Raw genomic sequence first — 25,081 nt, 5'->3', positions numbered from 1 at the left:
GCGCTACCGCGCGAAGCCGCGGCCCAGCTGCGCGTCCGCCTCGGGGCCGCCCAGCGCGTTCGGCCCGAACGAGACGACCCCGGTGGTGGTCAGCCCGCCCGTACCGCCACGCAGCACCCAGGCCGCGCCGCTCGAGGTATAGGTGCCGTCCTCGTCGGGCGCGCCCACGGCCAGGTCGTCCTTGCCGTCGCCGTCGGTGTCCCCGAGCCGCACGGCCGCGCCGAAGTGGTCCCCGGCCTCCGCGGCGCCCGGGACGCCCGCGGTGTCCTGGGTGAACGCCTGGGCGCCGGTGCCGCTGAGGCCGCCCGCGCCGCCGTAGAGCTGTACGACGCTGCCCGCGTCCACGCCGCCGTCCAGGTCCTCGTACGGGATGCCGACCGCGATGTCCCCGTACCCGTCGCCGTTGACGTCACCGGCGCTCAGCGAGTAGCCGAACTGGTCGCCGTCCTCGTTCACCCCGGGCACGCCCGCGGTGTTCTGGTCGATGACCTTGGTGCGGGTGGCGCCGGGGCCGCTCGCGGAGCCGTAGAGGACCTTGATGGTGCCGTGGTCGTACGGCAGGTTCTCCACGACATTGCCGGGGACGGTCCGGATGATCAGGTCGGCGTAGCCGTCCTTGTCGACGTCTCCGATCGTGCCCGAGGCGGCGTGGTCGGTCCGGGTAGGCGCCGAGCCCAGGCCGCTCGCGCCGCCCTTCCAGTACAGGCTCGGCTCGGACATCTCCTCGAAGGCGTGGGTGGTGACCAGGTCGTCGGAGCCGTCGCCGTTGATGTCGCCCGCGACCATTTCGGTCGGGCCGAAGGTACGGCCCGTGTTCAGGGTGTTCGCGGTGGCCGCGGCGCCCTGGCGGGTGAACGGGCCGTACAGGACGCGCAGTTCGCCCTCGCCGGTGCCCTCGGCGACCAGGTCGGCGTGGCCGTCGCCGTTGAAGTCGCCGCCGGTCAGGCCCGGGCCGTCGGTGCTGGTCTGGTCGGACAGCGCGGTGCCGCCCGTCAGCCCGCCGGCCGAGCCCCACAGGACGGTGACGGGCGAGTCACCCGAGGACTGCACGGCCAGGTCGGTGTAGCCGTCGCCGTCCAGGTCCCGGGCGACCGTGCGGTAGCCGAACCAGGCCCCGTCCGCCGGGTCGCCGGGCACGCCTGCGGTCGCCCGGCTGATGATCTGCCGGTGGGTGGTGTCCGCCCCGGTGGCCGAGCCGTAGACCACCGCGACATAGCCGGCGTGGGTCTTGCCGCCGACCGTGGCGGCGGGGGCCGAGACCACGACGTCCGGGTGGCCGTCCTTGTCGAAGTCGGCCCGCGGCGCGGCCCCGGCGAGGGAGGTGCCGGTGGCACGCTGCTCGGCGGCGCCGGCAGTTGAAGTGGACAGTAAGGCGGGGGTGGTCACGAGTGCGGCCACCATCGCGCAGCGCACGGCGGTGGCAATGGAGCGATGACGCACAAGTCCTCCTGCAGTTGGCACAGAGTTCATCTCAGGTACACCCTGGAGGACTGCTGATCGGCGGCGACGGTTGTGCGCCGGGCGCGATCAATCCATGTGTGACGCGTCGGCCGGGCCCGGCTCCGCGACGTCCGGCTCATCCGCGTCCGGCCCATCCGTCTGCTCCCGGACATACCGCAGGACACCCATCATGTGGTGGTCGCCGACGGTTTCCGGGGCGGCGGCCACGCAGTCCGCCAGCTCCTTGGTGAGGGCGTCGGCGTCGATTCCGGCCCCGATCATCACCAGTTGTGTCATCCGGGCCTCGCCGGGCGCCCAGTCCGACGGCTGGAAGCGGAGGTAGGAGCCGACCGCGTGCAGGGCGAACTTCTCGCCGTGCCCGGGGGCGCCGAAGTGGAGGAAACCCTTCATCCGATAGAGCCCGGCGGGCCGGCCGTCGAGGAATTCCATGAACCGGCGCGGATCCAGCGGCCGGTCTGCGGTGAACTCCACGCTCTGGTAGGCGGCGTGGAGGTGTTCGTGCCAGTCGTCCTCGTCCGAGCACACCTCGGCGAAGGAGAGCTGGTGGAACCGCTCCTCGTCCGGCGCGCCGGGGCCGCGGTCGAAGAGGAAGTCGGGGTCGACGCGCCCGTGTTCGGCGGTGACGACGGGGGTGCCCGGGGCGATGCGGGCAAGTGTCTCCAGCACCCGGGTGCGCTCCGGCTCCCGGACCCGGTCGGCCTTGTTGAGCACCACCGCGTCGGCTGCCCGCACATGCCGGTCGAGCTCCGGGTGGCGCTCACGGGTGTTCTCGAACTCCACGGCGTCGACGACCTCGACCAGTCCGCCGTACGCGATGTGCTCGTTCTCGCTGGAGAGCAGCGTACGGATCATGCTCTGCGGCTCGGCGAGGCCGCTCGCCTCGATCACGACGACATCGATGCCCAGCGCCGGTTCGGTGAGCCGGGCCAGCATCTCGTCCATCTCGGATGAGTCGGCGGCACAGCACAGACAGCCGTTCTCGATCGGGATCATGGAGTCGACCTGACCGGCGACGGCCATCGCGTCGATGTTGATGCTTCCGAAGTCGTTGACGATGACGCCGATGCGGGTGTCCACGCTGCCGCGCAGCAGGTGGTTGAGCATGGTGGTCTTTCCGGAGCCCAGGAAACCAGTGACGAGTACGACCGGGATCCGGCTGGTGGCCAAGGTTGCGACTCCGTTGCAGTGATTGCGTTGCGGTGATGCGTATGCGGCGACTCGTGGGCGCGCGGCTGCGACGGCTCATCCTATCCGGCGTACGGAGCGAGCCCCGTACGCAGCATGGCGAAGGCGCGGTCGGCGGCGGCCACCGCGCCCGGGTAGACCTCGTCGGCGCTCGCACCGCCCTCGATCCGGCGCCAGTTGTCCTGGCCGAGGATCCGCTGGACCGCGATGATCTGGCCCGCGGCGAGGCGTGGCGTCACGTCGTCCGGCGCCGCGAGGTCGTCCGGTTCCGGTCCGCCGATCGCGCTCAGCGCGGTGGTCAGCGCCTCCTCCGATCTGCTGATGTACTCGAACATGCGGGCCACCAAGCTGGGCGTCCCGTACAGCAGCCGTTGGAACGCCAGCACGCCCGGCACATCGTTCAGGCCGGTGATCGGATCGCGCCGCTCAAGACCCGCCAGGAAGTGCTGGTGCAGCGCGGCCAGAGGCGACTGCCCCGCCGCGCGGTCCCGGACCACCCGGGCCGCCTCGTCCTCGTGGTCGGCGAAGCGGTGCAGCACCAGGTCCTCCTTGGCCGGGAAGTACCGGAACAAGGTGGGCTTGGACACCTCGGCCGCGGCGGCCACATCGGCGACGGAGACCCGGTCGAAGCCCCGTTCCAGAAACAGGGAGATCGCCGTTTCGGAGATCGTCCGGTACATCCGCTGCTTCTTGCGCTCCCGCAAGCCCGTCTCGCCGCTCATGGGACGCAACCGTAACCCTTGCCCGGACCTGACCAGTCTCGGCCACGCGACACCGGCCCGGCCATCGAGGGGTTCCTCGTCCGCAATCGCGCTCGTACCGCCGCCAAGTCGGCATTAACACCGTAAGCCACACCATTTGGCGCTACCGGACTCTAGTGGGATCCTGGCCGACTTGCGCCTGTCAGCCGTCTTCCGTAGCCACCCGCCACATCCTTAAGCTCTCAACAAGAGAGACGGCTGATGCACCTGTGCCACACGATGCCCGTGTGACCCGGGCCGGGCCCCGCGCAAACCGCTCAGCGCAGGAGCGCCGACTCTTCGACACACGCGGCACATCGCGCTTCTCCCCCACACCCGCCAGTCCTGACACGCCCCGGTATGTCCAGTCGAACGCTGATCGAAATACCGAACATCGCGCCTTGGCCCGTCCCTCGGCGCGCCCCAGCCCGAACTCGACCGCGCACACCTTCGGTTGGGCCCCATCACCGCGGAAGGAATCGCCACGATGCACCCGGAAACAACGCACCAGGAACCGAGCGAACGGGCCACGGCACCGGCCTGGTCCGCACATCCACTGCACGAGTTGTCCGAGGACGACCGCCACCTCTTCCAGCGGTTCGGCCGAGGGCCGGTGGCGGCCGTGTCCTGGGCCGGTGTCCACCACGCCTTCGAGCGGCACGCCGCCACCGATCCGCTCGCCGTCGCGGCCGAGTACCTCGGCGCCACCATCACCTACGGAGAGCTGGACCGGCAGGCGAACCGGCTGGCCGCGCACCTGGCCCGGCTCGGTGTGCGCCCCGGCGACAACGTGGCGTTATGCGTACGGCGTTCCATACCCATGCTGGTCGGCCTGCTGGCCACCCTCAAAGCCGGGGCCGCGTATGTGCCGCAGGACGCCGGGCTGACCCCCCGCGCCCAGCTCGACCACGTCATCCGCACCGCCCGGACCCGCGTGATCCTCACGACCTCCGGCTACGCGGACCGGATTCCGGTGCCCGACAGCCACGTCCTCATCGCCATCGACACCATGATGGAGGGCAGCGGAGACACCGCGGCGTTCCGGCCCGCCCGGCCCGTCCGGGGCGACGACGGCTGCTATGTGCTCTTCACCTCCGGCACCACGGGGCGCCCCAACGGGGTCACCGTCACCCACCGGAACGTCTGCAACATCCTGCTGACCGAACCGGGCGACCTCGGCATGCGCCCCGGGACGCGGGTGAGCCAGATCCTCAATGTCGCGTTCGACATGGCAGCGTGGGAGATCCTGGGCTGCCTGAGCCACGGCGCCACGCTGGTCATCCGCGGCAAGGACATCGCCGAGACCGTACGGCGGGTGGACGTGGTCATCGCCACCCCGACCGTGCTCAGCCGGATCGACCCCGACCAGTGCCGAGGCGTGCGGGTGGCGGCCGTGGCCGGGGAGCCCTGCCCGCGTCGGCTCGCCGACCGGTGGGCCCGCTTCTGCACCTTCTACAACGCGTGCGGACCGACCGAGACCACCATCGTGAACACCATGCAGCGCCACGAGCCCGCCGCGCTGCGCCTGACCATCGGCCGTCCCACCCCCAACAACACGGTGTATGTCCTGGACGCGGACCGAAGGCCCTGCGCCATCGGCGAGACGGGGGAGATGTGGGCCGGCGGTGACGGGGTGTCGGCCGGGTATCTGCACAACCCCGCGCTGAACGCCGAGCGCTATGTGCCCGACCCCTTCCTGGGCGGGGGCCGGATGATGTTCCGCACCCGCGACCTGGGCCGCTGGACACCCGACGGGGAGCTGGAACACCTGGGCCGGACTGACGACCAGGTGAAGGTACGGGGGTTCCGCGTGGAGCTGGACTCGGTGTCGGCGGTCTTGGAGTCACTGCCCGGCTGCGCCCGCGCGGTGACGCTGAAACCGGACGACACCGGCCTGGTGTCCTTCGTCTCGCCCGCCCATCTCGACCCCGAGGCAGCGCGGCGGGCCGTGGCCGCCGCGCTCCCCTACTACTGCGTGCCACGGGCGGTGCACCCGATGACGGCGTTGCCGCTCACCAGCCGTGGAAAGGTCGACAAGGCGGCCCTGTTGCGCGTGGAAGCCGACCTTCGGACCCGTGGCAGTGGCGAGGTGGCGTCATGACCACCGCCCGTACCGTGGCCCCGGCGCCCCGGGCGAAGGTGGCGCTGCCGCCACCGACATCGCTGCCACAGCGGATCCTCAAGCATCCGCGCCTGATGCACTACAACCGGCTGATCGCCCTCGTATGGGCGGTCAACCTGGTCTTTCTCGCCGCACGCGCGGACGGGGGGCTCGGGCCGCGGCCCCTCTCCCACGCCGCACTCGCGAACTTCCTGCTGGCGATCGTGGTCCGCCAGCAGTACGTCATCAATCTGCTCTTCCGGCTCGCCACCGCGGCGCCCACCAACTGGCCGCTGCGGATCCGCTGGACACTGGGAAAGGTCTACCACTTCGGTGGACTGCACGTCGGCGGCGCCACCGCGGGCGCGCTGTGGTTTCTGGCCCTGGTCGGCTCGCTCACCCGGCACGGGGCTCCGGCCGCCACGCTCGCCGTCTCGTATGCGCTGCTGGGGCTGCTGGTGGCCATCGTGGCCACCGCGCTGCCGCCCTTCCGGGCGCGGTTCCACGACCACTTCGAGAAGGCACACCGCTTCGGCGGCTGGGCGGCGCTCGCGCTGCTGTGGGCGCAGACCGTGCTGACCACGCTCGACGAGCGGGGCGGCGCCTCCGCCGCGGCGGCCCTGCTGACGGCTCCCGAACTGTGGACCGTGGCCGTGCTGACCTTCAGCGTCGCCCTGCCGTGGCTGCGGCTGCGCCGGGTGCCGGTGGCCATCGAGCGCCCCTCTTCGCACGTGGCGCTCGTCCGCTTCGACCACGGCGCGACACCGTTCGCCGGGTCGTCCACGGCCATCAGCCGCAACCCGCTGCTGGAGTGGCACTCATTCGCCAATGTGCCCGCCCCCGGCGAGACGGGGTTCCGCCTCACCGTCTCCCGCGCCGGGGACTGGACCGGGAAATTCATCGACGACGCGCCCTCCCACGTCTGGGTCAAGGGCATCACCACGGCGGGCGTGGCCAATATCGAGACCCTGTTCACCAAGGTGGTCTATGTGGCCACCGGCAGCGGTATCGGCCCCTGTCTGCCCCATCTGCTGGCCCGTGCGGTTCCGGCCCGTCTGGTCTGGGCGACCCGCGATCCGCGCAGGACCTACGGCGACCGGCTGGTCGACGAGATCCTCGCGGTCCAGCCCGACGCGCTCATCTGGGACACCTCCGAACACGGCAAGCCCGACATGGTCGAGCTGGCCTATGCCGCGTACGCCGACTTCGGGGCTGAGGCCGTGATCTGCATCTCCAACAAGAAGCTGACCTGGCAGGTCGTCCAGGGCATGGAGCGCCGCGGGATCCCCGCGTACGGCGCCATCTGGGACTCATAGGGAGACACCATGGACGTCATCAAGATCGAACAACATGGGCGTGTGGTCACCGCGCGGCTGCACCGCCCCACCGTGCTCAACGCGCTGAACAGTGAGGTGATGACCGAGCTGGTCGCGGCCCTGTCACCGCTGGACCTCGACCCGGACGTCGGCTGCTTTGTGATCACCGGGTCCGAGCGAGCCTTCGCCGCGGGCGCCGACATCAAGGAGATGGCGGCCAAATCCTTCGCCGAGATATCCGAGGAGGACTTCTTCGCGGGCTGGGAGGGGTTCGCCGCCCTGCGCACCCCGAAGATCGCCGCCGTCCGCGGCTATGCGCTCGGCGGCGGCTGCGAACTGGCCATGATGTGCGATCTGATCCTCGCGGGCGAGTCCGCGGTGTTCGGCCAGCCGGAGATCAAGCTGGGCGTGATCCCGGGCATCGGCGGCACCCAGCGGCTGACCAGGCTGGTGGGCAAGGCCAAGGCGATGGATCTGATCCTCACCGGCCGGACCATGGACGCCGAGGAGGCCGAGCGCTGTGGTCTGGTCTCCCGCGTCGTGCCGGACGACCAGCTCATGGCGGAGGCGGCGGAGGCGGCCGCCGCCATCGCGTCGTACGGCAGGACCGCGGTCAGGGCCGCCCGGGAGGCGGTGGAGCGGGCCCTGGAGGTGGGGTTGCGCGAGGGGCTGCTGTTCGAGCGGCGGACCTTCCACGCCCTGTTCGCCACCGAGGACCAGTCCGAGGGGATGCGGGCGTTCCTCGACAAGCGCGCCCCGCGCTTCACCGGCCACTGAGCCGGCCACCGAGTCGGCCACCGAGTCGGCGGAGCACGGGGGAAGCGCTTTCTGGCAGGATCTGCCCCAGCCGTCCGCCACCGGGAGGAAACCAGCATGACCACGCGCCCGTCCGCCGTGCCGCTCCACTGCGACCAGGGCGGTGCGGGCGCTCCCCCGCTGCTGCTGGTGCACGGCTGGGGCGGCGACGCCGGGGAGTGGGCACCGCACCTGGCCGCATGGTCGCGCCGGCACCGGGTGCTCGCCCCGGACCTGCGCGGCCACGGCCGCTCCCTCACGCCCGCCGGCGTGGCTTATGGGCCGCGTGACTTCGCCGCCGATCTCGCGGCTCTGCTGCACCGCCTGGACACCGGTCCCGTCGTCGCCGTCGGCCACTCGATGGGCGGGCAGGCCGTCACCGCTCTGGCCGTCGAGCACCCCGCCCTGGTACGGGCCGTGGTGGTGCTGGACCCGGCGTACGGCGCCGACGAGGCGGAGCTGGCCCGGCTGCCCGCCGAACAGGAGGCGCTGCGCGCCGAGGGAGCCGAGTGGGCGGTGCGGTTCGTCCGCGGGGCCTTCGGGCCGCACACCCCGCCCGGGGTGCGGGCGCGCCATGAGAGGCTGATGGCGGCGATGGACCCGGAAGTGCTCGCCCGGTGCCGCGACGGAATGTATCTGGCGCCGGACGCCTTCGGGGCGCGAGCGGCGGCGCGGGCGTATCTGGCGCGCCGCCGCTGCCCGGTGCTGGGCGTGTACTCGAACGAGGCGCCGGCCGACTGGGAGCGCGCCTCGCTCACCCACCCGTACTCCCGCGTCGAGGCGTGGCCGGGGTGCGGCCACTATCTGCACGAGGACCGGCGGGAGGCGTTGGTCGAGCTGGTCGAGGAGTGGACCGCCGGGCTCGGCGAGCCCGGGGCCACCACCTCCCTGTGACAGCCGGCCGGCTAAAAAACGCCGGCCGGGGCGGTCAGGGGATCTCAACGCCGTTCTCGGCCGAGAGCCGGTCGATCTCGGCCAGTTCGGCATCGGTGAAGGCGGGCGAGTCGAGCACCGCCACATTCTGCTCCAGCTGGGCGACGCTGCTCGCGCCGATCAGCACGGACACCACGCGCGGGTCGCGCAACACCCAGGCCAGGGCCATCTGGGCAAGCGTCTGGCCACGGCCCTCGGCGAGCTTGCTGAGGGCGTGCAGCAGGGAGATCCGCTGCTCGGTGAGCACATCGCGCTTGAGGAAGTGCCCGAGCGCCATGCGGGAGTCGGCGGGCACCCCCTTGAGGTAGCGGTCGGTGAGCTGTCCCTGGGCGAGCGGCGAGAAGGCGATGACACCGACGCCCGCCTGCGCGGATGCCTCCAGCACCCCGCCCTCCACCCCGCGCTGCAGGATGGAGTACGGGTGCTGGTTGATCAGGTACGGGGTGCGCAGTTCCTTGAGGATGGCGGCGGCCCGCTCGATGGCCTCGGGCGGGTAGTTGGACAGGCCCGCGTAGAGCGCCTTGCCCTGTCGCACCGCGGTGTCCAGCGCGCCCATGGTCTCTTCGAGGGGCGTGTCCGGGTCGAAGCGGTGGGAGTAGAAGACATCGACGTAGTCCAGGCCCATCCGGGTCAGGGACTGGTCGAGACTGGCGAGGAGGTACTTGCGCGAGCCGAATTCGCCGTACGGGCCCGGCCACATCAGATATCCGGCCTTGCTCGCGATGAACAGCTCGTCGCGGTAGGGGCGGAAGTCCTGGGCGAAGATCGTGCCGAAGTTGGACTCGGCACTGCCGGGCGGCGGGCCGTAGTTGTTGGCCAGGTCGATATGGGTGACCCCGAGGTCGAAGGCGCGGCGCAGCACGTCGCGCTGGGTCTCGATCGGGTGGGTGTCACCGAAGTTGTGCCAAAGCCCCAGGGAGACCTTCGGCAACAGCACGCCACTGCGGCCACAGCGCTGATAGTGCATGGAGCCGTAGCGGCCCTCGGCGGCGAGATAGACCATGTGCGTCGTCCTCGTTCTCGTGTGGTTCTCGTATCTGCTTCGACCTCGGTGTCAATCGTGGTCATTGTGCCAGGGTCGTGACCTCCGACGCGGTCAGCGTCCTGCCGTAGACGCGGAAGTCGTCCGAACCCAGGCCGCCACGCTGTACGCGGTGGCCCCGGCCAGAAGGTCATCGGCGAGCGAGGGCGGCGTATCCGTCGGTGCCGTTCAGCGCGACCGCGCCGCCCGTTCTGCCGGTGGTCCAGGAGGCGCCGCCGGTGAGCGTGGCGGTCCTGCCGTTGCCGGTGGCGTCGGCGGCGCTGGTCCCGCCGGTTTCATCGAAACAGTGCCAGGCGGCGAAGGCGGGCGGCGGGGTGGGCGGCTCGCCGGTCAGCCAGTAGACGTTGTAGTTCTGGTGGTGGACGCGGGCGACAGGGAGCAGGGTGACGGTCTCAGCTGGGCGGCGATGGCGCCCGGCTCGTGGATCGCCTCGCCGTTGCTGTTGCCACCGATGACCTAGGTGTGGTGGTCGGTGACGATCTTCCAGACGTTCTCGCCGATGGTGCGATAACGGCTGGCCAGGCCCTGTTCCCACAGCCGCAGGGCGCCGACCATCTTGGCGATCTGGGTGTTGGCGTGCAACCCGGCGAGCTGGTCTCGTTGCGGGCGAGCGGGTCGAAGACCCGGGCGTGGGTGAAGCGCTCGGCGACCTTCAGCCACCGGGTGTCGCCGGTGATCGCGTGCCCTGTCCGTAGATAGGCGGTGTTACGGGACTGGTCGTCCTTGAAGGCGCTCGGCAGCAGGGTGACCGCGCCGAGCGGGAACGGTCGGACGCCGGTGAGCGCCCGTGCCCGGCCGCGGGGTGCGGCTGGGCCGGTGGAGGTGGCAGGGGCGGCGGCCATCCGTGCCTCCGGCCGCGGCCGTGAGCGCGACGGCCGCGGCACCGGAGGCCGTGGTGGCGAGGAAGTGGTGTGGGGCCGGTCAGCCGCGCCGCCACTGCTGGTTGGCGCCACCCGTACAGGTCCACTGCACGATCGCGGCCTTGTCCGCGGTGGACTCGTCCGCCACGTCCAGACACTTGCCACTGCTCCGGGAGGTCAGCCGCACATATCCGTCGCCGGTGTCCGTGGCCTGCCACTGCTGGTTCGCCCCCGCGCCGCAGGCCGACTGGACGACCTTCGCGCCGTCGTCGGCGGAGCCGCCGCTGACGGTCAGACACTGGGAGCTGTGCCGGGCGACCAGCTGGACGTAGCCGCCGCCGGCGTCCTTGGACCAGAACAGCTGGTTGCCACCGCCGTTGCAGGTGTACTGCACGGCCGCGGTGCCATCGGTCTGCGAGGCCGAGGTGATGTCGGCACACTTACCGCTGTGCCGGGCCACCAGCGTACGGTACGGCCCGCCGGAGCCGGTCACGGTGCCCGCCTCGGTGTCGATGGCCAGCTGCGGAAACCAGTCCATCGTCATCGTGCGCGAGGTCGGGAAGGACAGCGGCAGCCACACATAGCGGGAGTCGTTGACCTTGCCGCCGAAGGAGTTGCCCCAGCGGTCGCCCAGGTACAGATAAGACGTCGCGCCATCGCCCTGCACCGGCAGCACGTACGCGGTCTGGGAGCCGTACGCGTTCGCGTCGCCGACATTCGCCATCTCGGTCCACGGCCCGGCCAGGTCGGTCGCGGTGGCGTACTTCTGCTGGTTGGGGTTCCAGCCGGTGGCGCCGGAGGTCAGCATGAAGTAGACGTTGCCGCGCTTGAAGAGGGCAGGCGCCTCGCGGTGGCCGCCGGGCCAGGGGTTGGCCACCAGGCTCGCCACACCTGTGTAGTCGTCGGTCAGCCGGTAGATCTGCAGGTCGTAGTTCTCCCGGGCCGCCGAGACCATATAGCCGGTGCCGTCGTTGTCCTGAAACAGCGTGATGTCCCGCGACATGTGCTGGCCCAGCGGCCGGAAGCTGCCCCGCCAGGTGTAGTCGCCGTCGACGGTCGGGGAGGTGGCGACCGCGGCGCGCGCCTCGCCGTAGTCGGTGCCGTTCTCCTTGTGCATCCACATCACGAACTGCTTGGTCCGCTGGTTGTAGAGGACCTTGGGCCGCTCGATATTGGCCTTCGCCAGCTCGGGGTCCGTCGCCTGGGTCAGCACGTGTCTGCGGAACTCCCAGCTCTTGAGGTCCTTCGAGCGGTAGGCGGACACATAGCGGAAGGTGTTGTCCGCGTTGCGGTTCTCGCCGAACCAGTAGTAGTACGCACCGACCTTGATGGCTCCCCCGCCATGGGCGTGCACCGTATCGCCCGAGGTGGTGGCGAACTGTGTCGCGTTGAGGACGGTCACGGGGGCGGCCTGCGCGCCGGACGCGCACAGCAGCGGGGCCAGCAGGGCCGCGCACACGGCGACCACGAGCGTCCAGAGGCGGGGGCGCCTCGTCTTCGGGGCGGGCATCACACACTCTCCTTCAGGACGGTGAAGTGGCGGGCGAATCCGGAGAGGCCGGGCAGCTCCCTGATCGGGGTCCAGGTCCGGAATCCGTCGAGGCTGTCGCTGTAGTAGTACTTGTGGTCCGCGTAGCCGTCGAAGTAGATACGCCAGGCGCCGCTGTCCAGATGGACCAGCGCGGGCCCCTCGCGCCAACTGCCCCAGCCCGCCCAGTCGCCGGTGCCGCGGAAGGTGTACGGCCCGCCGAGGCTGGTGGCCGTCGCGTACTCGATGTACTTCGTCGTCTCCTGCTTGGTGAAGGCGTGGTATTGACCGGCGTAGCGGACGACGAAGGTGTCGATGTAGTTGGCGCTGTCCAGGCCGGTGATCGGCTTCGGGGTGGTCCACGAGGACAGCGCGGCGTTGGTGGCGGTGAGCAGATGCGGGCGGAAGGTCTGGCCGGAGGTGGACGTGGTGTCCAGCGAGACGATGACGTTGACGCTGCCATTGGTGTCCACGAAGAACTCGGGTGCCCAGGTGCGCTCCAGACCGGCCACCGGGAGGGTGTGGTCGCGTACGAAGGTCCAGTTCACCCGGTCTCGGCTGCGTGCGAAGCCGATGGTGTTCCCGGTCCAGTTGGTGGTGTAGACGATGTAGTAGTAGCCGTCGGTGTGCTTGATGACGCTGGGGTCGCGGATCAGCTGGGCCGGGGGCGTGTACGCCGGGCCCTTGAGCAGCGTGTAGGCCAGCGCGTCCGGCGAGTCGTAGACGTACATATTGGACTCGCTGCTGTTGGTGAACGCGGTCATCGTGTACCGCGACGTCGCCTTCGCCTCGCGTACGGGCGCGTCGGCCACCGGGATGCCGAAGTCCGGGGTGCCGTCGGCCTTCCAGCGCAGGGTCTGGACGCGGGTGTGGCGGTTGGGGTCGTGCAGCGGATCGCCGGTGATGTCCTTGTACTGGCGCGCATGGTAGACGAGGACGTCGGTGCGGCCGTCCTCGGCGACGGTGAAGGAGTTGTGCCCCGGACCGTACTGCTTGGTGGTGTCATTGCTGGTGAAGACCGGCGTCGGGCTCTTGGCCCAGGACGCGGGGTCCAGTAGGTCGCTGCTCGCGGAGGCGGTCAGCAGCCCCATGCAGTAGTTGCTGTCGGTGGCGCTCGCGGAGTACGTCAGGAAGACCTTGTCGTTCCGCTGGAGGACCGAGGGCCCCTCGTTGACCTTGTAGCCGCGGGTCTCCCAGTCGTACGTCGGGCGTGAGATCTCCACCTGCGGGCCGGTGACGGTCCATGGGTTGGCCATCCGGGCGAGGTAGATGCTGGAGTTGTTGCCGACGGCCGGATTGGACTGGGCCCAGACGAGATAGCGGGTGCCCCGGTGGACGAAGGTGGAGGCGTCGAGGGAGAAGGAGTCCAGCGGGGTGGTGATCCGGCCCTTCTCGGTCCAGGTCCCGGTGAACGGGTTGGCGCTCGCGTTCTCCAGCACCCACATCCGGATCTTCCAGACGTCGTTGGCCGGTGCCGCGGCGAAGTAGACGTACCACTTGCCGTCGATGAAGTGGATCTCCGGTGCCCAGATGTGGGCGCCCATGTCGCCGCTGGTGTGCTTCTTCCAGATCACCGACTCGGCGGCGGTGGACAGGCCCTGCAGGGTTCTGGAGCGGCGCAGGATGATGCGGTCGTACTCGGGTGCGGTGGCGGTGAAGTAGTAGTAGCCGTCGGTGTGTTTGACGATATGCGGATCGGCCCGCTGCAGGACCAGCGGATTGCGGTACGGCTCGGCTTTGGCCCCGACCGGCGCGGCGGACGGGCCCGCGGCGTGGGCCAGGCCGGGCGCGCCCACGACGGCGCCCGCGGCGAGGGCGCCCTTGAGGACCAGCCGACGGCCGGGTTGTTGTTCACTGCGGCTCATGTCTGTCTCCTGATGACGGACCACGGTGATCGATTTTGTTCGGAGATTAAGGCTTCTGATGACTTCTGACAGGCCCTGAGAAAGGTGCGAAACTTTCGAAAACGCCGCGGAGCCCGGGCCGTTCATCAGTCCAGACGGAAGCCTTGTCGCGGAGCACAGGCTTACCTAAGCTCGCCGCGACAACCGGTTTCCATGTCTGTGACCAGGAAGAAGTGGTAGGCGGATGACCGCAGGACCGATCCGACTCTCCATGGGTGCGCACACCGCACTGCGCCCGGCCACCACGGCCCGTATCACCGGCGGCTTCTGGGCCGCCAGGCGCCGCACCAACGCCGAGGTGAGCATCGCGCAGGGGCCGCACCGGCTCGAGGAGGCGGGCAACTTGGACAATCTGCGGGCGGCCGCCGGGGCGAAGGCGCCGGGGTTCAGCGGCGACTTCCAGTTCCAGGACTCGGATGTGCACAAGTGGCTGGAGGCCGCGTCCTGGCAGCTGGCTACAGGAGCTGAGGTGGCGGCTGGGGGTGCGGGGGCGGCCGACGGGGAACTGGCCCGGCATGTCGTCCGGTTGACCGAGCTGGTGGCGGCCGCACAGGACACCGACGGCTACCTCCAGACGTACTACCAGGTCAGGCCCGGTGCCCAGCGGTGGACCGAGCTGCACTGGGGTCATGAGCTCTACTGCGCGGGCCATCTCATCCAGGCCGCGATCGCGCACCACCGGGCCACCGGAGGCCATGAACTCCTCGGCGTGGCGGTGCGGTTCGCCGACCACATCGATGCCACCTTCGGCCCCGGCAAGCCGGTGGACGCCGTATGCGGACACCCGGAGATCGAGACGGCGCTGGTCGAGCTGTACCGGGAGACGGACGAGCGGCGCTATCTCGACCTGGCCGGCTACTTCGTGGACCGGCGCGGGGCGGGCACCCTCGGCGACGGCGCCGTGGACCGGGAGGCCGACCGCCGCCCCGGCGCACCCTATTGGCAGGACCACGCCCCGGTGCGGGACGCCGCCGGGGTCACCGGGCACGCCGTACGCCAGCTGTACCTGCTCGCCGGGGCCGCCGACCTGGCGGCCGAGACCGGCGACCCCGGGCTGCGGGAGGCGCTGGTGCGGCTGTGGGAGGACATGGCCGCCACCAAGACCTATCTGACCGGTGGCGTCGGCTCCCGGCACGACCTGGAGGCGTTCGGCGACGCGTACGAACTGCCGCCGGACCGGGCGTACGCCGAGACGTGCGCGGCCATCGCCTCGATCCAGTTCGGCTGGCGCATGGCGCTGCTGACGGGCGAGGCCCGCTACAGCGACCTGGTCGAACGGACCTTGTACAACGGCTTCCTGTCGGGCGTCTCGCTGGACGGGAACCGCTGGCTGTACATCAACCCGCTCCAGATCCGCGAGGACTACGCCGGCCCGCACGGCGACCAGGGGGCGCGCCGCACGGAGTGGTTCCGCTGCGCCTGCTGCCCGCCGAACGTGATGCGGCTGCTGGCCTCGCTGCCGCACTACGTGGCCAGCGGCGACGCGGACGGCCTGCAGTTGCACCAGTACGCGTCGGGGTCGTACACGGCGGGCGGCGGGGCGGTGCGGGTGGGCACCGGCTACCCCTGGGAGGGCCGGATCGCGGTCGTCGTGGACGAGGTCCCCGGCGACGGGGACTGGACCCTCTCACTGCGCATCCCGCACTGGGCGGACGAGTACGGGGTGACGGTCAACGGCGAGGCCGTGGCCGGGCGGGCCGAGGGCGGCTGGCTGCGGCTGCGGCGCCGCTGGCGGCCGGGCGAGACGGTGGTGCTCGACCTGCCACTGCGCCCCCGGCTCACCCGGCCCGACCCCCGGGTGGACGCGGTGCGCGGCTGCGTCGCGATCGAGCGCGGGCCATTGGTGTACTGCCTGGAGACACCGGACCAGCCGGCCGATCTCAGGCTCGACCGCGTCCGGCTCGACTTCGGCGCGGCGCTGCACGCCACGCACCGGCCGGAACTGCTCGGCGGGATCACCGCGATCACGGCCGAGGCGCTGCGCTCCCAGGTCCGGCCCGAGGGCTGGTGGCCGTACGCCGATGCCGACGGCGGCGCACCTGGAACCCCCGGCGCGCTCGGAGCATCGCATGCCCCCGCCGCCGAGCCGGTCCGGGTGACGGCGATCCCCTACTACGCGTGGGCGAACCGCGAGGCGGGGGCGATGCGGGTGTGGATTCCGGTGTAAGCGCTTGCGCGATCCTCCCGCGCGACGTGTCTGCGCACCCTGTGGAACTCGCCGGGCGGTCCCGACGTTGTGCGCTTGAGGAACACGGTCTTGTGCCCGAGGGCACCGGCGAACGGGAGGTGTCCCTTGACCACCGGCTCCACGGACCGGGGAGCGGACCCCGACGAGCCCAGCGATCCCGGCAAGTCCGGCGACTGGGATGACGTGGTCCTGGACCAGGACTTCATACGCGGCGCGGAGGTGTCCGAGCCCGCCGCGCGCACCCGGATGCTGACCGCGCGCTGGCGGCGCGGCGCGCCCGAGCCACAGCCGTGGCGCGCGGATGAGCCCCCGGCGGGCTGGTTCTGGAGCAAGCGCCGCAGGCGGCGACGGCGGCGTTAGGGCCGCGTCGGGGCTCAGGGCCGGGACCGCTCCGCACCACCGCGGCGGAGGCGGGGGCGCGGTCGTGATCGCGGCGTCTTCCGGCAGGCGACGGCGGCGCATTTCCCAGCAGGCAGCGGCGGCAACGTTTCGGTGAACGGCGGCGACCAACCGTCGCGGGCGGCCACGCACCCGTACCGCCCCTCCGCGGGGGCGTGCCGCCCGCTTCCACTTCCCGACCCGGAAGCGAGCCGCCATGCCACTGTTAAGAAGACTCCGAATGCTCCTGGTCGCCGTGGCGGCCGGAGCGCTGTCCGTGATCGGCTTCTCCGCACCCGCGGGGGCCGCCACCTCGGCGCCCGCCGACACCTGGAATCCGCCGAGCAACCTCGTCCGGCCGCTGGACGAGGTCTGGAAGCACGTCGAGTCCACCTACCCGGACCTGTACGGCTTCAAGAACTACGGCTGGGACCAGGTGATGGCCAACAAGGGCAGCCTCAACTACTGCGTGCGCTGGGAATCCGACCAACCCGTCAGCGCCGCGCTGCGCGACCAGATCCACACCGCCCTCAAGCGGCAGTCCAAGAAGTGGATCGACTCCGTCGCGGGCTTCGACGGCTTCCCGTACAACGACGTCCCGGTCAAGATCGTCGGCTGGGCCGTCAAGAACCGCTCGACCCTCCAGTGGACCGACAACTCGGTGGACATCTACACCGGGCTGGAGAGCGAAGGCGCGCCGCAGTGCTCCCCCGACTGCGGTCGCTTCTTCCACCAGGACGGCAACTACTCCAAGTGTCCCGGCGGCGCGGCGCGCCACTACGACCAGTCGCTCTGGCTCACCAAGGGCTTCGGCGGCGGCGCGGGCGGCGACTGGGGCCAGCGCATCGGCAGTGAGTACATGGTCGGCGCGGTGAACCAGGACAACATCCATATCCTGCTGCACGAGATCGGCCACACCTACGGTCTGGACGACTTCTACGACTGGACCCCGACCGGTGTCGGCGGCTTCCTGATGCAGGCGGGAACGGCGGATCACATCACCGAGTTCGACAAGTGGATGTACCGCGACTTCTGGCGCCATCTCAAGAGCCGCTACGGCTTCTAGACACCCGCACCGCGGCCCCGTACGCCCCAGCGTACGGGGCCTGCCTTAAGGTTTTCGAAAGTTTCGGTCCGATATCAACCAGTTGCCGCATCCTCAATCCCGGGGGGTTCCCCGCCGACTTGGGGCCCCTTAATGTAGGAACCGGTTGCTATCCGGTCAACGCATCGAGCGGGCGAGTTCCCGTATTCGAAATTTTCGCCAACCGGCGGGTACGGAAGGGGATTCTCGATGGCGCGATCCTCGGGGTCGACGGGGCCTACCCTGGCGGTCATCGCCCGTGAGGCGGGGGTGTCGGTGCCCACCGCCTCGAAGGTGGTCAACGGCCGGGAGGACGTCGCCCCGGACACCCGGCGCCGGGTCACCGAGGTGCTGGACCGCCTGGGGTACGTGCGCCGGCCCCGCTTCGAGGCGTCCAAGCCGCCGGCCCTGATCGATCTGGTGGTGCACTCGCTGGACACCGCGTGGTCGGGCGCGGTGCTGCACGGTGTGGAGCAGGCCGCGCACGACGCGGGTCTCGACGTGGTGGTCTCGGCCGGGCTCACCCGCACCCGCGGCGGCCGCCCCGAGCGGGGCTGGCTGGACAAGCTCTGCGCCCGCGGGAGTTCCGGGGTGCTGTTCAACCTCGCCGAGCTGACGCCCACCCAGTACGCCTGGCTGGACGAGCACCGCATCCCGTTTGTGATGATCGACCCCGTGCTGGAACCCCCGCCCGGTGTGCCGTCCGTCGGCGCCGCCAACTGGCAGGGCGGAGTGAGCGCGGCGGAGCACCTGATCGGCCTCGGGCACCGGCGGATCGCGGTGATCGGCGGCTATCGGCGCAAGCAGTGCAGCAGCGCCCGGGTCGCCGGGTACCGCTCGGCGATGGCGGCGGCCGGGCTGCGCGTCCCGCCGGACTATGTGCGGTACGGCAACTTCGATGAAACCGTTTCCTATCAGCGGATGTGTGAGCTCCTGGAACTGCCCGAGCCGCCCACCGCCGTCTTCACCTGCTCCGACCAGATGGCGCTTGGCGTGTATCAGGCACTGGCGGAGCGGGGGCTGCGAGTCCCGGACGACTTCAGCGTGGTGGGCTTCGACGACCTCCCGCAGGCCCGCTGGGTCACGCCCGCGCTCACCACGGTCCGTCAGCCGCTGTCCGAGATGGCGGCGACGGCGCTGCGCAGTCTGCTGCGGCTGATGTCGGGCGAGGTGCCCGAGGGCACCCGGACGGAGCTGTCCACCCGGCTCGTGCTCCGCTCCAGCACCGCTCCCCCGCCCGGCTCTCTCTCTTGACCGAGAACTCGAACACTGATCGGATATCCGGACGATCACGTACGGCGAGAAGCGCTGTCGCTGTGGTAAGCGCTTGCCGCCCCGAATCGCTCGTCCCGACCCACCCGCACCGTCGCACCACTCACCCGGGAGGTACCCCGCCGTGTTCGTCGACATGCCCCTGGACCAACTGCGCACCTACCGGCCGGCGCTGCCCGAGCCCGACGGCTTCGACGCCTTCTGGGAGCGCACCCTCGCCGAGGCGGGCGAGCACGCTCTGGACGCGGTGTTCACCGAGACTGACGCGGGGCTCGCCCGTCTGCGCACCTACGACGTGGAGTTCTCCGGATTCGGCGGGCACCGGATAGGCGGCTGGCTGCTGGCGCCGCGGGACGCGGCGGGCCCGCTGCCCTGCGTGGTCCAGTACATCGGCTACAACGGCGGCCGGGGCCTGCCGCACAACTGGCTGCTGTGGCCGTCGGTGGGCTACGCGGTCTTCGTCATGGACAGCCGCGGCCAGGGCGCCTCCCCCAACAACCCCGGCACCACGCCCGACCCGGTCGGCGGCACCGGGCCCGAGGCCGCCGGCAAGATGACCAAGGGGATTCTGTCCCCGGACGACTACTACTACCGTCGGCTGTACACCGACGCAGTACGCGCCGTCGCTGCCGCCCGCACGCATCCGCTGGTCGACGAGGGGCGGATCGTCGTCAGCGGCGGCAGCCAGGGCGGCGGCCTGGCCCTGGCCGCGGCCGGTCTGGTGCCGGATCTGACCGCGGCGCTGATCGATGTGCCGTTCATGACGCATATCCGCCGCGCCGTGGAGATAACCGACGCCGATCCGTACGGCGAAGTGGCCCGGTTCTGCGCCGGCCAGCGCGGCCTGGCGGACCAGGTCCTGACCACGATGGACCACTTCGACGGGCTCAACTTCGCCGTCCGCGCAACTGCACCAGCGCTCTTCTCGACCGCGCTGCGCGACGAGATCACCCCCACGTCCTGCGGTTTCGCCGCGTACAACCACTACGCGGGCGACAAGGACCTGAACGTGTGGGCCTTCAACGGCCATGAGGGCGGCGGCGTGCACCAGCAGGCCGAGCAGATCGCGTTTCTGCGCGGCCTGTTCGGCTGACGGGCCCGGCCCCGGGGGCGGCGGGGCCGGGGCCGGGCCCGGCCCTGGGGGCGGCGGTCGTTCGGCCGCCGCCCCGAGCGGGGAAGAAAAATGCCTGAGAACGCACCGAAGGAGTCGCCCGTGCCCGCGCAGCCCCTGGACGGCATCACCGTCGTCGCTCTGGAACAGGCCGTCGCCGCCCCGTTCGCCACCCGCCAGCTCGCCGATCTCGGCGCCCGCGTCATCAAGGTGGAACGGCCGGGGCGGGGGGACTTCGCTCGCGACTACGACCGTACCGTCAAGGGCCTGTCCGCCTATTTCGTCTGGATCAACCGCGGTAAGGAAAGCGTCGTCCTCGACCTCAAGGGCGACGCGGACCGCAGGCTGCTCGACGCGCTGATCGCCGCTGCCGATGTGTTCGTGCACAATCTCGCGCCCGGCGCCGTGGACCGGCTCGGCCTCGGCGCGCCGGTGCTGCGCGACCGCCATCCACGCCTGATCACCTGCGCCATCTCCGGATACGGCCCCGATGGCCCCTACCGGGACAAGAAGGCGTACGACCTGCTGGTCCAGTGCGAGGCGGGGCTGCTGTCGATCACCGGCGACCCGGAAGCCCCGGCGCGGCCCGGGATCTCGATCGCGGACATCGCGGGCGGGATGTACGCCTACAGCGGGCTTCTCACCGCGCTGTACGAGCGGGAGCGTACGGGCGAAGGAACGGATCTGAGCATCAGCCTCCTGGACGCGCTCGGCGAATGGATGGGCCATCCCTACTTCGCGCAGGCTTACGGCGGGGCTCCGCTTATGCGCAGCGGCGCCCGTCATCCGTCCATCTCGCCGTATGGGCCCTACCACTGCGGGGGCGGCGCGCGGGTCTTTCTCAGCGTGCAGAGCGACCGCGAGTGGATCGCCCTGTGCGAGCAGGTGCTGCGCCGCCCACAGCTGATCCGCGATCCGCGGTTCGCCGACAACCCGGCGCGCCGCGAGCATGACGAAGAGCTGACGGCGGAGCTCGAGGAGTGTTTTGCGACGCACACCGCGGACGGACTGATCGCGCTCCTGGACGGGGCGGGCATCGCGAACGCCCGGCTCCGCGATATCGCGGAGTTCGCCGCCCATCCGCAGCTGGAAGCACGCGCGCGGTGGCGGGAATTCGACTCCCCGGTGGGTCCGCTGCGCGGTCTGCTGCCACCGGTCGAGGTGGCCGGGCACCAGGCGGCGATGCGGCCGGTGCCCGCACTCGGCGAGCACACGGAGGCGGTGCGCGCCGAGTTCTCCCCGTAGCGGGCCGCTGCGGACCTACCCTGCCGAGGCCACGGGGGCGAGGTTTTCGTCGCGCCGCACCAGGGCGGCGTACCGCCCGCCCTTGGCCAGCAGCTCCTCATGGCTGCCCTGTTCGGCGATGTGCCCACCGTCGAGGACCACGATCTGGTCGGCATCCCGCACGGTGGACAGCCGGTGGGCGATGGTGATCGTGGTCCGTCCGGCGGAGAGGGTGTCGATGGCCTGCTGCACCGCGTACTCGGTGCGCGTGTCCAGGGCGCTGGTCGCCTCGTCGAGGATGAGCACGGGCGGGTCGCGCAGTATGGTGCGGGCGATGGCCAGCCGCTGCTTCTCACCGCCGGAGAAGCGGTAGCCGCGCTCGCCGACGAGGGTGTCATAGCCCTCGGGCAGCGAGGCGATGTGGTCATGGATCTGGGCGGCCCGCGCGGCCGCCACGATCTCCTCATCCGTGGCGTCGGGCTTGGCGAAGCGCAGGTTGTCGGCCACGGAGGCGTGGAAGAGATAGGTCTCCTGGGAGACGACGCCGACCGCGCGGGAGAGGGTGTCGAAGTCGAGGTCGCGGACGTCCACACCGTCGATCAGGATCCGGCCGCCGGTGACGTCGTACAGCCTCGGCACCAGATAGCTGAGGGTCGTCTTGCCGGAGCCGGTCGGCCCGACGACGGCCAGGCTGCCTCCCGCCGGGACGGTCAGGTCGATGCCGCTGAGCGTGGGCCTCGAGCTCTTCAAGCCCTTCAGGTCCCCCGTGCCCTTTGCTTCCCTCCCGTCCTTCGCGTCCTTCGCGTCCTTCGGGTACGAGAAGTCCACGCGGTCGAAGCGGACCTCGCCGCGCACCTTCGCCAACCGCACGGGCTCGGCGGGCTCGGTGATGTCGATCGGCAGGTCGAGGTATTCGAAGATGCGCTGGAAGAGGGCGAGGGAGGTCTGGATGTCCACTCCGGTGGACAGCAGGCTGACCGTGGGCCGGAACAGCCCCTGTTGGAGCGAGACAAAGGCGACCAGGGTGCCGATGGAGACGGAGGGGCCGCCCGAGTCCAGGACCATCCCGGCGGCCCAGTAGATGACGGCGGGCATGGCGGCCATGACGATGCCGATGGTGGACATCCGCCAGCGCCCGGCCATGCTGGAGCGCACCTCCAGACCGACCAGGCGCTCGGACTCCCGGGCGAACTCCCGGGTCAGCGACTCGGACCGGCCCATCGTACGGCCGAGGAGGATCCCGCTCACCGACAGGGACTCGGTCACCATCGCGGACATGGCCGCCATCTGCTTCTGGCGCTGCGAGGTGATCCGCTTGCGCTCGCGCCCCACCCGGCGGCTGATCCAGACGAACAGCGGCAGCAGGAGCAGCGAGACGACGGTCAGCCGCCAGTCGAGGGCGAGCATCGCGACGACCGTGGCGACGACGCTGGTGAGGTTGGAGACCAGCGAGGTCGCGGTGGAGGTGACGGTGGCCTGCATGCCACCGATGTCATTGGCGATCCGGGACTGCACCTCGCCGGTGCGGGTGCGGGTGAAGAAAGCGAGCGGCATGCGCTGCAGCCAGTCGTAGACCGCCGTGCGCAGATCGTGCATGACGCGCTGGCCAACGGTGGTGGAGATGAGGGTCTGGAGCACTCCGAAGACGCTGGTGACGACGGCCGCGGCGATCATGCCGAGGGCGAGCAGGGTCAGCAGTCCGGTGCGGCGCTCGGGGATCGCGGTGTCCAGGACCTCGCGCAGCAGGAACGGCGAGGCGACGGAGACCAGGGCGGATGCGCCGACCAGCAGGGCGACGAGGGCGAGGCGGCCACGATAGGGGCGGAAGAGCCCGAGGATGCGCCGCAGCTGGGCGGGCTGCTCGGGGTCGGCGGAAGGTGAGGTCCACTGAGATGCGTCGTGGTGCATGGGCTCCTTCTGAGCAGGGGTGGGTGGCACGCGACCGGGTACGGAGGGTACGGACGCGGCCTTGCGCAGCATTTTGCCGAGCATAGCTCATTGTTACCTATACTCACAATGAACCATGTCCTGATAGACTGCGATCATGTCCGCCTCCGACACCTCAGGCCTCCTCACGGAGCAGCTGCTGCGCCTGACCCGCAGACTGCACCGCGCCCAGAAGCGGCATATGGAGCCCCTGGGCATCACCCCCGCCCAGTCCCGTCTGCTGCGCATGGTGGCGCACAGCGACCGGCCGCCGCGCATGGCGGACCTCGCGCAGCGGCTCGAAGTGGTCCCGCGCGCCGTGACGACGCTGGTGGACGCCCTGGAGGCGCATGGCTCCGTGCGCCGCGCGCCCGATCCGGACAGCCGCCGCGTGGTGCGCGTCGAGCTCACCGACACCGGCCGCGCGACGCTGCGCGCGCTGCGCGACGCGCGCCGGGCCGCCGCGGAGGAGATCCTGGCCCCGTTGTCCGACCGGCAGCGCGAGATGCTGGGCGAGCTGCTGGACACGCTCGCCGGCACACCCGACCAGGGCCGCTGCTGAGGAGACCGCCCCCGAGGCGCTGCCCGTGCGCCCGGCTCAGTGCCCCGACGCGGGGGACCCCGCGGGCGGGGCGGCCGCCGTGTCCGCGTCCGTGTCCGTGTCCGTGTCCGGAGCAGCCTCGGCCGCGGCCTCCTCTTCGACGACCGTCCGCTCACCGTCGAGCACACGCTTGGCCTTCGCCATGTCCAGCGCGCCCTCCCAGCGCGAGACGGCGAAGACGGCGACACAGTTGCCGAGCAGATTGGTCGCCACCCGCATCGAGTCCATGATCCGGTCCACGCCGAGCAGCAGCGCGACGGCGGCCGCGGGGATCACTCCGAGGGCCGAGGCCGTCGCTGAGAGCGCCAGGAAGGCCGAACCGGGCACGCCCGCCATGCCCTTGCTGGTGAGCATCAGCACGAGGACGACGGTGATTTGCTGACCCAGGCTCAGGTCCACACCGACCGCCTGGGAGATGAAGAGCGTGCCGATGGACAGATAGATGGAGGCGCCGTCGAGGTTGAAAGAGTATCCGGTGGGGAGCACGAGCCCGACCGCGTCGTCCCGGCACCCGGCCGCGCGCAGCTTCTGCATCACCCGCGGCAGAACGGTCTCGCTGGAGGCGGTGCCGAGGGCCAGCAGCATCTCCTCGCGGGTGTACTTGACGAACTTCCACAAGCTCAGCCCGGTGATCGCTTTGAGGGCCACGCCGAGCACCGCCAGGAAGAGCAGAGCGACGCCGTAGCAGAGCGCGATCAGCTTCCCGTACGTCGTCAGGGCCCCCATCCCATACTGGCCGACGAGATGCGCCATGGCGCCGAAGACCGCCAGCGGGGCGAGCCTCATGATGAAGCCGACGATCGCGAAGACGACCTCCTGGGCCTGTTCGATGGCCGGCAGGATCGCGGGCACCTTCGTCTTGCCCAGGTGGAGCAGGGCCGCGCCCACCAGACAGGCCAGCACGAGGACCTGGAGCAGGGAGTTCTGGGCGAAGGCGCCGATGGCGCTATCCGGCAGCGCGTCCAGGATGAACTGGGAGGTCGAGGGCAGATGTCCGCCGCCGGTCTTGTCGTCGACGGCTGAGGAGTCGAGCGTGGCGGGGTCGACATGCATACCCGTGCCGGGGCTGACCAGATTGGCCGCCAGCAGACCGAGGAGCAGCGCCACGGTGGTGGCCACCTCGAACCAGATGAGCGCCTTGAGCCCGATCCGCCCGAACGCCTTGAGGTCCCCGGCCTTGGCGATCCCGGCGACGACGACGCAGAAGACCAGCGGGGCGATCACCGCCTTGATCAGACGCACGAATCCGTCGCCGAGCGGCTGAACGGCCGTCCCCACGTCCGGCCACAGCCGCCCGACGGCGATTCCGAGTACGAGGGCGCAGGCGACCTGCGTGAACAGCGAGGTGCGCAGCAGTCTCAGGGCGCGCAGGGGAAGGGATGGTGCGGCGAGCGGCACGTGGACACCTCCGAGCTAGTTTCTGAGATGCGGA

General features: G+C 70.6%; 20 protein-coding genes. 11 read left to right on the top strand and 9 right to left on the bottom strand.

The window, feature by feature from the left end; all coding sequences use genetic code 11:
* Positions 1-3: 3 nt before the first annotated feature.
* The 3 genes from ACFV2X_RS05640 to ACFV2X_RS05630 all read right to left on the bottom strand — a co-directional run bounded on the left by ACFV2X_RS05640 (position 4) and on the right by ACFV2X_RS05630 (position 3,368).
* Positions 4-1,440 carry an FG-GAP-like repeat-containing protein gene (locus ACFV2X_RS05640; protein ID WP_385611823.1) on the bottom strand — a complete coding sequence of 479 codons (1,437 nt, stop codon included), beginning with the start codon at positions 1,438-1,440 and terminating at the stop codon, positions 4-6.
* A gap of 87 nt (positions 1,441-1,527) precedes the next feature.
* On the bottom strand, positions 1,528-2,628 hold the full coding sequence (locus tag ACFV2X_RS05635) for a CobW family GTP-binding protein (RefSeq protein ID WP_385611820.1): 1,101 nt from the start codon (positions 2,626-2,628) through the stop codon (positions 1,528-1,530).
* A gap of 80 nt (positions 2,629-2,708) precedes the next feature.
* Positions 2,709-3,368 (bottom strand): TetR/AcrR family transcriptional regulator, encoded by a 660-nt coding sequence (locus ACFV2X_RS05630; protein ID WP_385611817.1) that lies wholly within the window; start codon positions 3,366-3,368, stop codon positions 2,709-2,711.
* 505 nt (positions 3,369-3,873) lie between these two features.
* Here ACFV2X_RS05630 and ACFV2X_RS05625 point away from each other — a divergent pair.
* The 4 genes from ACFV2X_RS05625 to ACFV2X_RS05610 all read left to right on the top strand — a co-directional run bounded on the left by ACFV2X_RS05625 (position 3,874) and on the right by ACFV2X_RS05610 (position 8,492).
* Positions 3,874-5,487 (top strand): amino acid adenylation domain-containing protein, encoded by a 1,614-nt coding sequence (locus ACFV2X_RS05625; RefSeq protein ID WP_385611813.1) that lies wholly within the window; start codon positions 3,874-3,876, stop codon positions 5,485-5,487.
* Positions 5,484-6,803 carry a hypothetical protein gene (locus tag ACFV2X_RS05620; RefSeq protein WP_385611811.1) on the top strand — a complete coding sequence of 440 codons (1,320 nt, stop codon included), beginning with the start codon at positions 5,484-5,486 and terminating at the stop codon, positions 6,801-6,803. The genes ACFV2X_RS05625 and ACFV2X_RS05620 overlap by 4 nt, the downstream gene beginning before the upstream one ends.
* Positions 6,804-6,812: 9 nt before the next feature.
* On the top strand, positions 6,813-7,580 hold the full coding sequence (locus ACFV2X_RS05615) for an enoyl-CoA hydratase-related protein (protein ID WP_385611809.1): 768 nt from the start codon (positions 6,813-6,815) through the stop codon (positions 7,578-7,580).
* Between the two features lie 96 nt (positions 7,581-7,676).
* On the top strand, positions 7,677-8,492 hold the full coding sequence (locus tag ACFV2X_RS05610) for an alpha/beta fold hydrolase (RefSeq protein WP_385611806.1): 816 nt from the start codon (positions 7,677-7,679) through the stop codon (positions 8,490-8,492).
* Positions 8,493-8,526: 34 nt separating this feature from the next.
* On the opposite strand, the gene ACFV2X_RS05605 is transcribed toward ACFV2X_RS05610, so the two are convergent.
* The 4 genes from ACFV2X_RS05605 to ACFV2X_RS05590 form a co-directional block, all read right to left on the bottom strand.
* Positions 8,527-9,534: an aldo/keto reductase gene (locus ACFV2X_RS05605; RefSeq protein ID WP_385611803.1), complete on the bottom strand. Its 1,008-nt coding sequence runs from the start codon at positions 9,532-9,534 to the stop codon at positions 8,527-8,529.
* A gap of 495 nt (positions 9,535-10,029) precedes the next feature.
* Positions 10,030-10,233 carry a beta-L-arabinofuranosidase domain-containing protein gene (locus tag ACFV2X_RS05600; RefSeq protein ID WP_385611800.1) on the bottom strand — a complete coding sequence of 68 codons (204 nt, stop codon included), beginning with the start codon at positions 10,231-10,233 and terminating at the stop codon, positions 10,030-10,032.
* A gap of 261 nt (positions 10,234-10,494) precedes the next feature.
* Positions 10,495-11,943: an RICIN domain-containing protein gene (locus ACFV2X_RS05595; protein WP_385611797.1), complete on the bottom strand. Its 1,449-nt coding sequence runs from the start codon at positions 11,941-11,943 to the stop codon at positions 10,495-10,497.
* A complete protein-coding gene (locus ACFV2X_RS05590; protein ID WP_385611794.1) occupies positions 11,943-13,826 on the bottom strand; it encodes a family 43 glycosylhydrolase in 1,884 nt (627 codons plus the stop codon). Before ACFV2X_RS05590 ends, ACFV2X_RS05595 begins: the two co-directional genes overlap by 1 nt.
* A gap of 223 nt (positions 13,827-14,049) precedes the next feature.
* Between ACFV2X_RS05590 and ACFV2X_RS05585 the strand changes: the two genes are divergently transcribed.
* From ACFV2X_RS05585 to ACFV2X_RS05560, 6 genes are all read left to right on the top strand, one after another.
* The gene (locus tag ACFV2X_RS05585; RefSeq protein ID WP_385611792.1) at positions 14,050-16,032 is read left to right on the top strand and encodes a glycoside hydrolase family 127 protein; all 1,983 of its coding nucleotides are present in this window, start codon (positions 14,050-14,052) and stop codon (positions 16,030-16,032) included.
* A 126-nt stretch (positions 16,033-16,158) separates the two neighbouring features.
* Entirely contained in the window at positions 16,159-16,413 is a 255-nt protein-coding gene (locus ACFV2X_RS05580; protein ID WP_385611789.1) for a hypothetical protein, read from the top strand.
* A gap of 259 nt (positions 16,414-16,672) precedes the next feature.
* Positions 16,673-17,497, top strand: coding sequence for a hypothetical protein (locus ACFV2X_RS05575; protein ID WP_385611786.1), 825 nt, complete (start codon positions 16,673-16,675; stop codon positions 17,495-17,497).
* A gap of 228 nt (positions 17,498-17,725) precedes the next feature.
* A complete protein-coding gene (locus tag ACFV2X_RS05570; protein ID WP_385611784.1) occupies positions 17,726-18,769 on the top strand; it encodes a LacI family DNA-binding transcriptional regulator in 1,044 nt (347 codons plus the stop codon).
* A 142-nt stretch (positions 18,770-18,911) separates the two neighbouring features.
* Complete coding sequence (locus ACFV2X_RS05565; protein ID WP_385611781.1) at positions 18,912-19,880, top strand: acetylxylan esterase; 969 nt, start codon at positions 18,912-18,914, stop codon at positions 19,878-19,880.
* Between the two features lie 120 nt (positions 19,881-20,000).
* Entirely contained in the window at positions 20,001-21,143 is a 1,143-nt protein-coding gene (locus tag ACFV2X_RS05560) for a CaiB/BaiF CoA transferase family protein (protein ID WP_385611779.1), read from the top strand.
* 15 nt (positions 21,144-21,158) lie between these two features.
* Here ACFV2X_RS05560 and ACFV2X_RS05555 read toward each other — a convergent pair whose 3' ends face one another.
* Positions 21,159-23,030 carry an ABC transporter ATP-binding protein gene (locus tag ACFV2X_RS05555; RefSeq protein ID WP_385611776.1) on the bottom strand — a complete coding sequence of 624 codons (1,872 nt, stop codon included), beginning with the start codon at positions 23,028-23,030 and terminating at the stop codon, positions 21,159-21,161.
* Positions 23,031-23,166: 136 nt separating this feature from the next.
* On the opposite strand from ACFV2X_RS05555, the gene ACFV2X_RS05550 reads away from it, so the two are divergent.
* A complete protein-coding gene (locus tag ACFV2X_RS05550) occupies positions 23,167-23,610 on the top strand; it encodes a MarR family winged helix-turn-helix transcriptional regulator (RefSeq protein ID WP_385611774.1) in 444 nt (147 codons plus the stop codon).
* Between the two features lie 36 nt (positions 23,611-23,646).
* On the opposite strand, the gene ACFV2X_RS05545 is transcribed toward ACFV2X_RS05550, so the two are convergent.
* Positions 23,647-25,047: a cation:dicarboxylate symporter family transporter gene (locus tag ACFV2X_RS05545; protein WP_385611771.1), complete on the bottom strand. Its 1,401-nt coding sequence runs from the start codon at positions 25,045-25,047 to the stop codon at positions 23,647-23,649.
* Between the last annotated feature and the right edge of the window lie 34 nt (positions 25,048-25,081).

Source organism: Streptomyces sp. NPDC059679 (assembly GCF_042734105.1).
Classification (GTDB): domain Bacteria; phylum Actinomycetota; class Actinomycetes; order Streptomycetales; family Streptomycetaceae; genus Streptomyces.
Note: the sequence above shows the minus strand (reverse complement) of the source record. Positions and strands in the feature narration are given on the sequence as shown.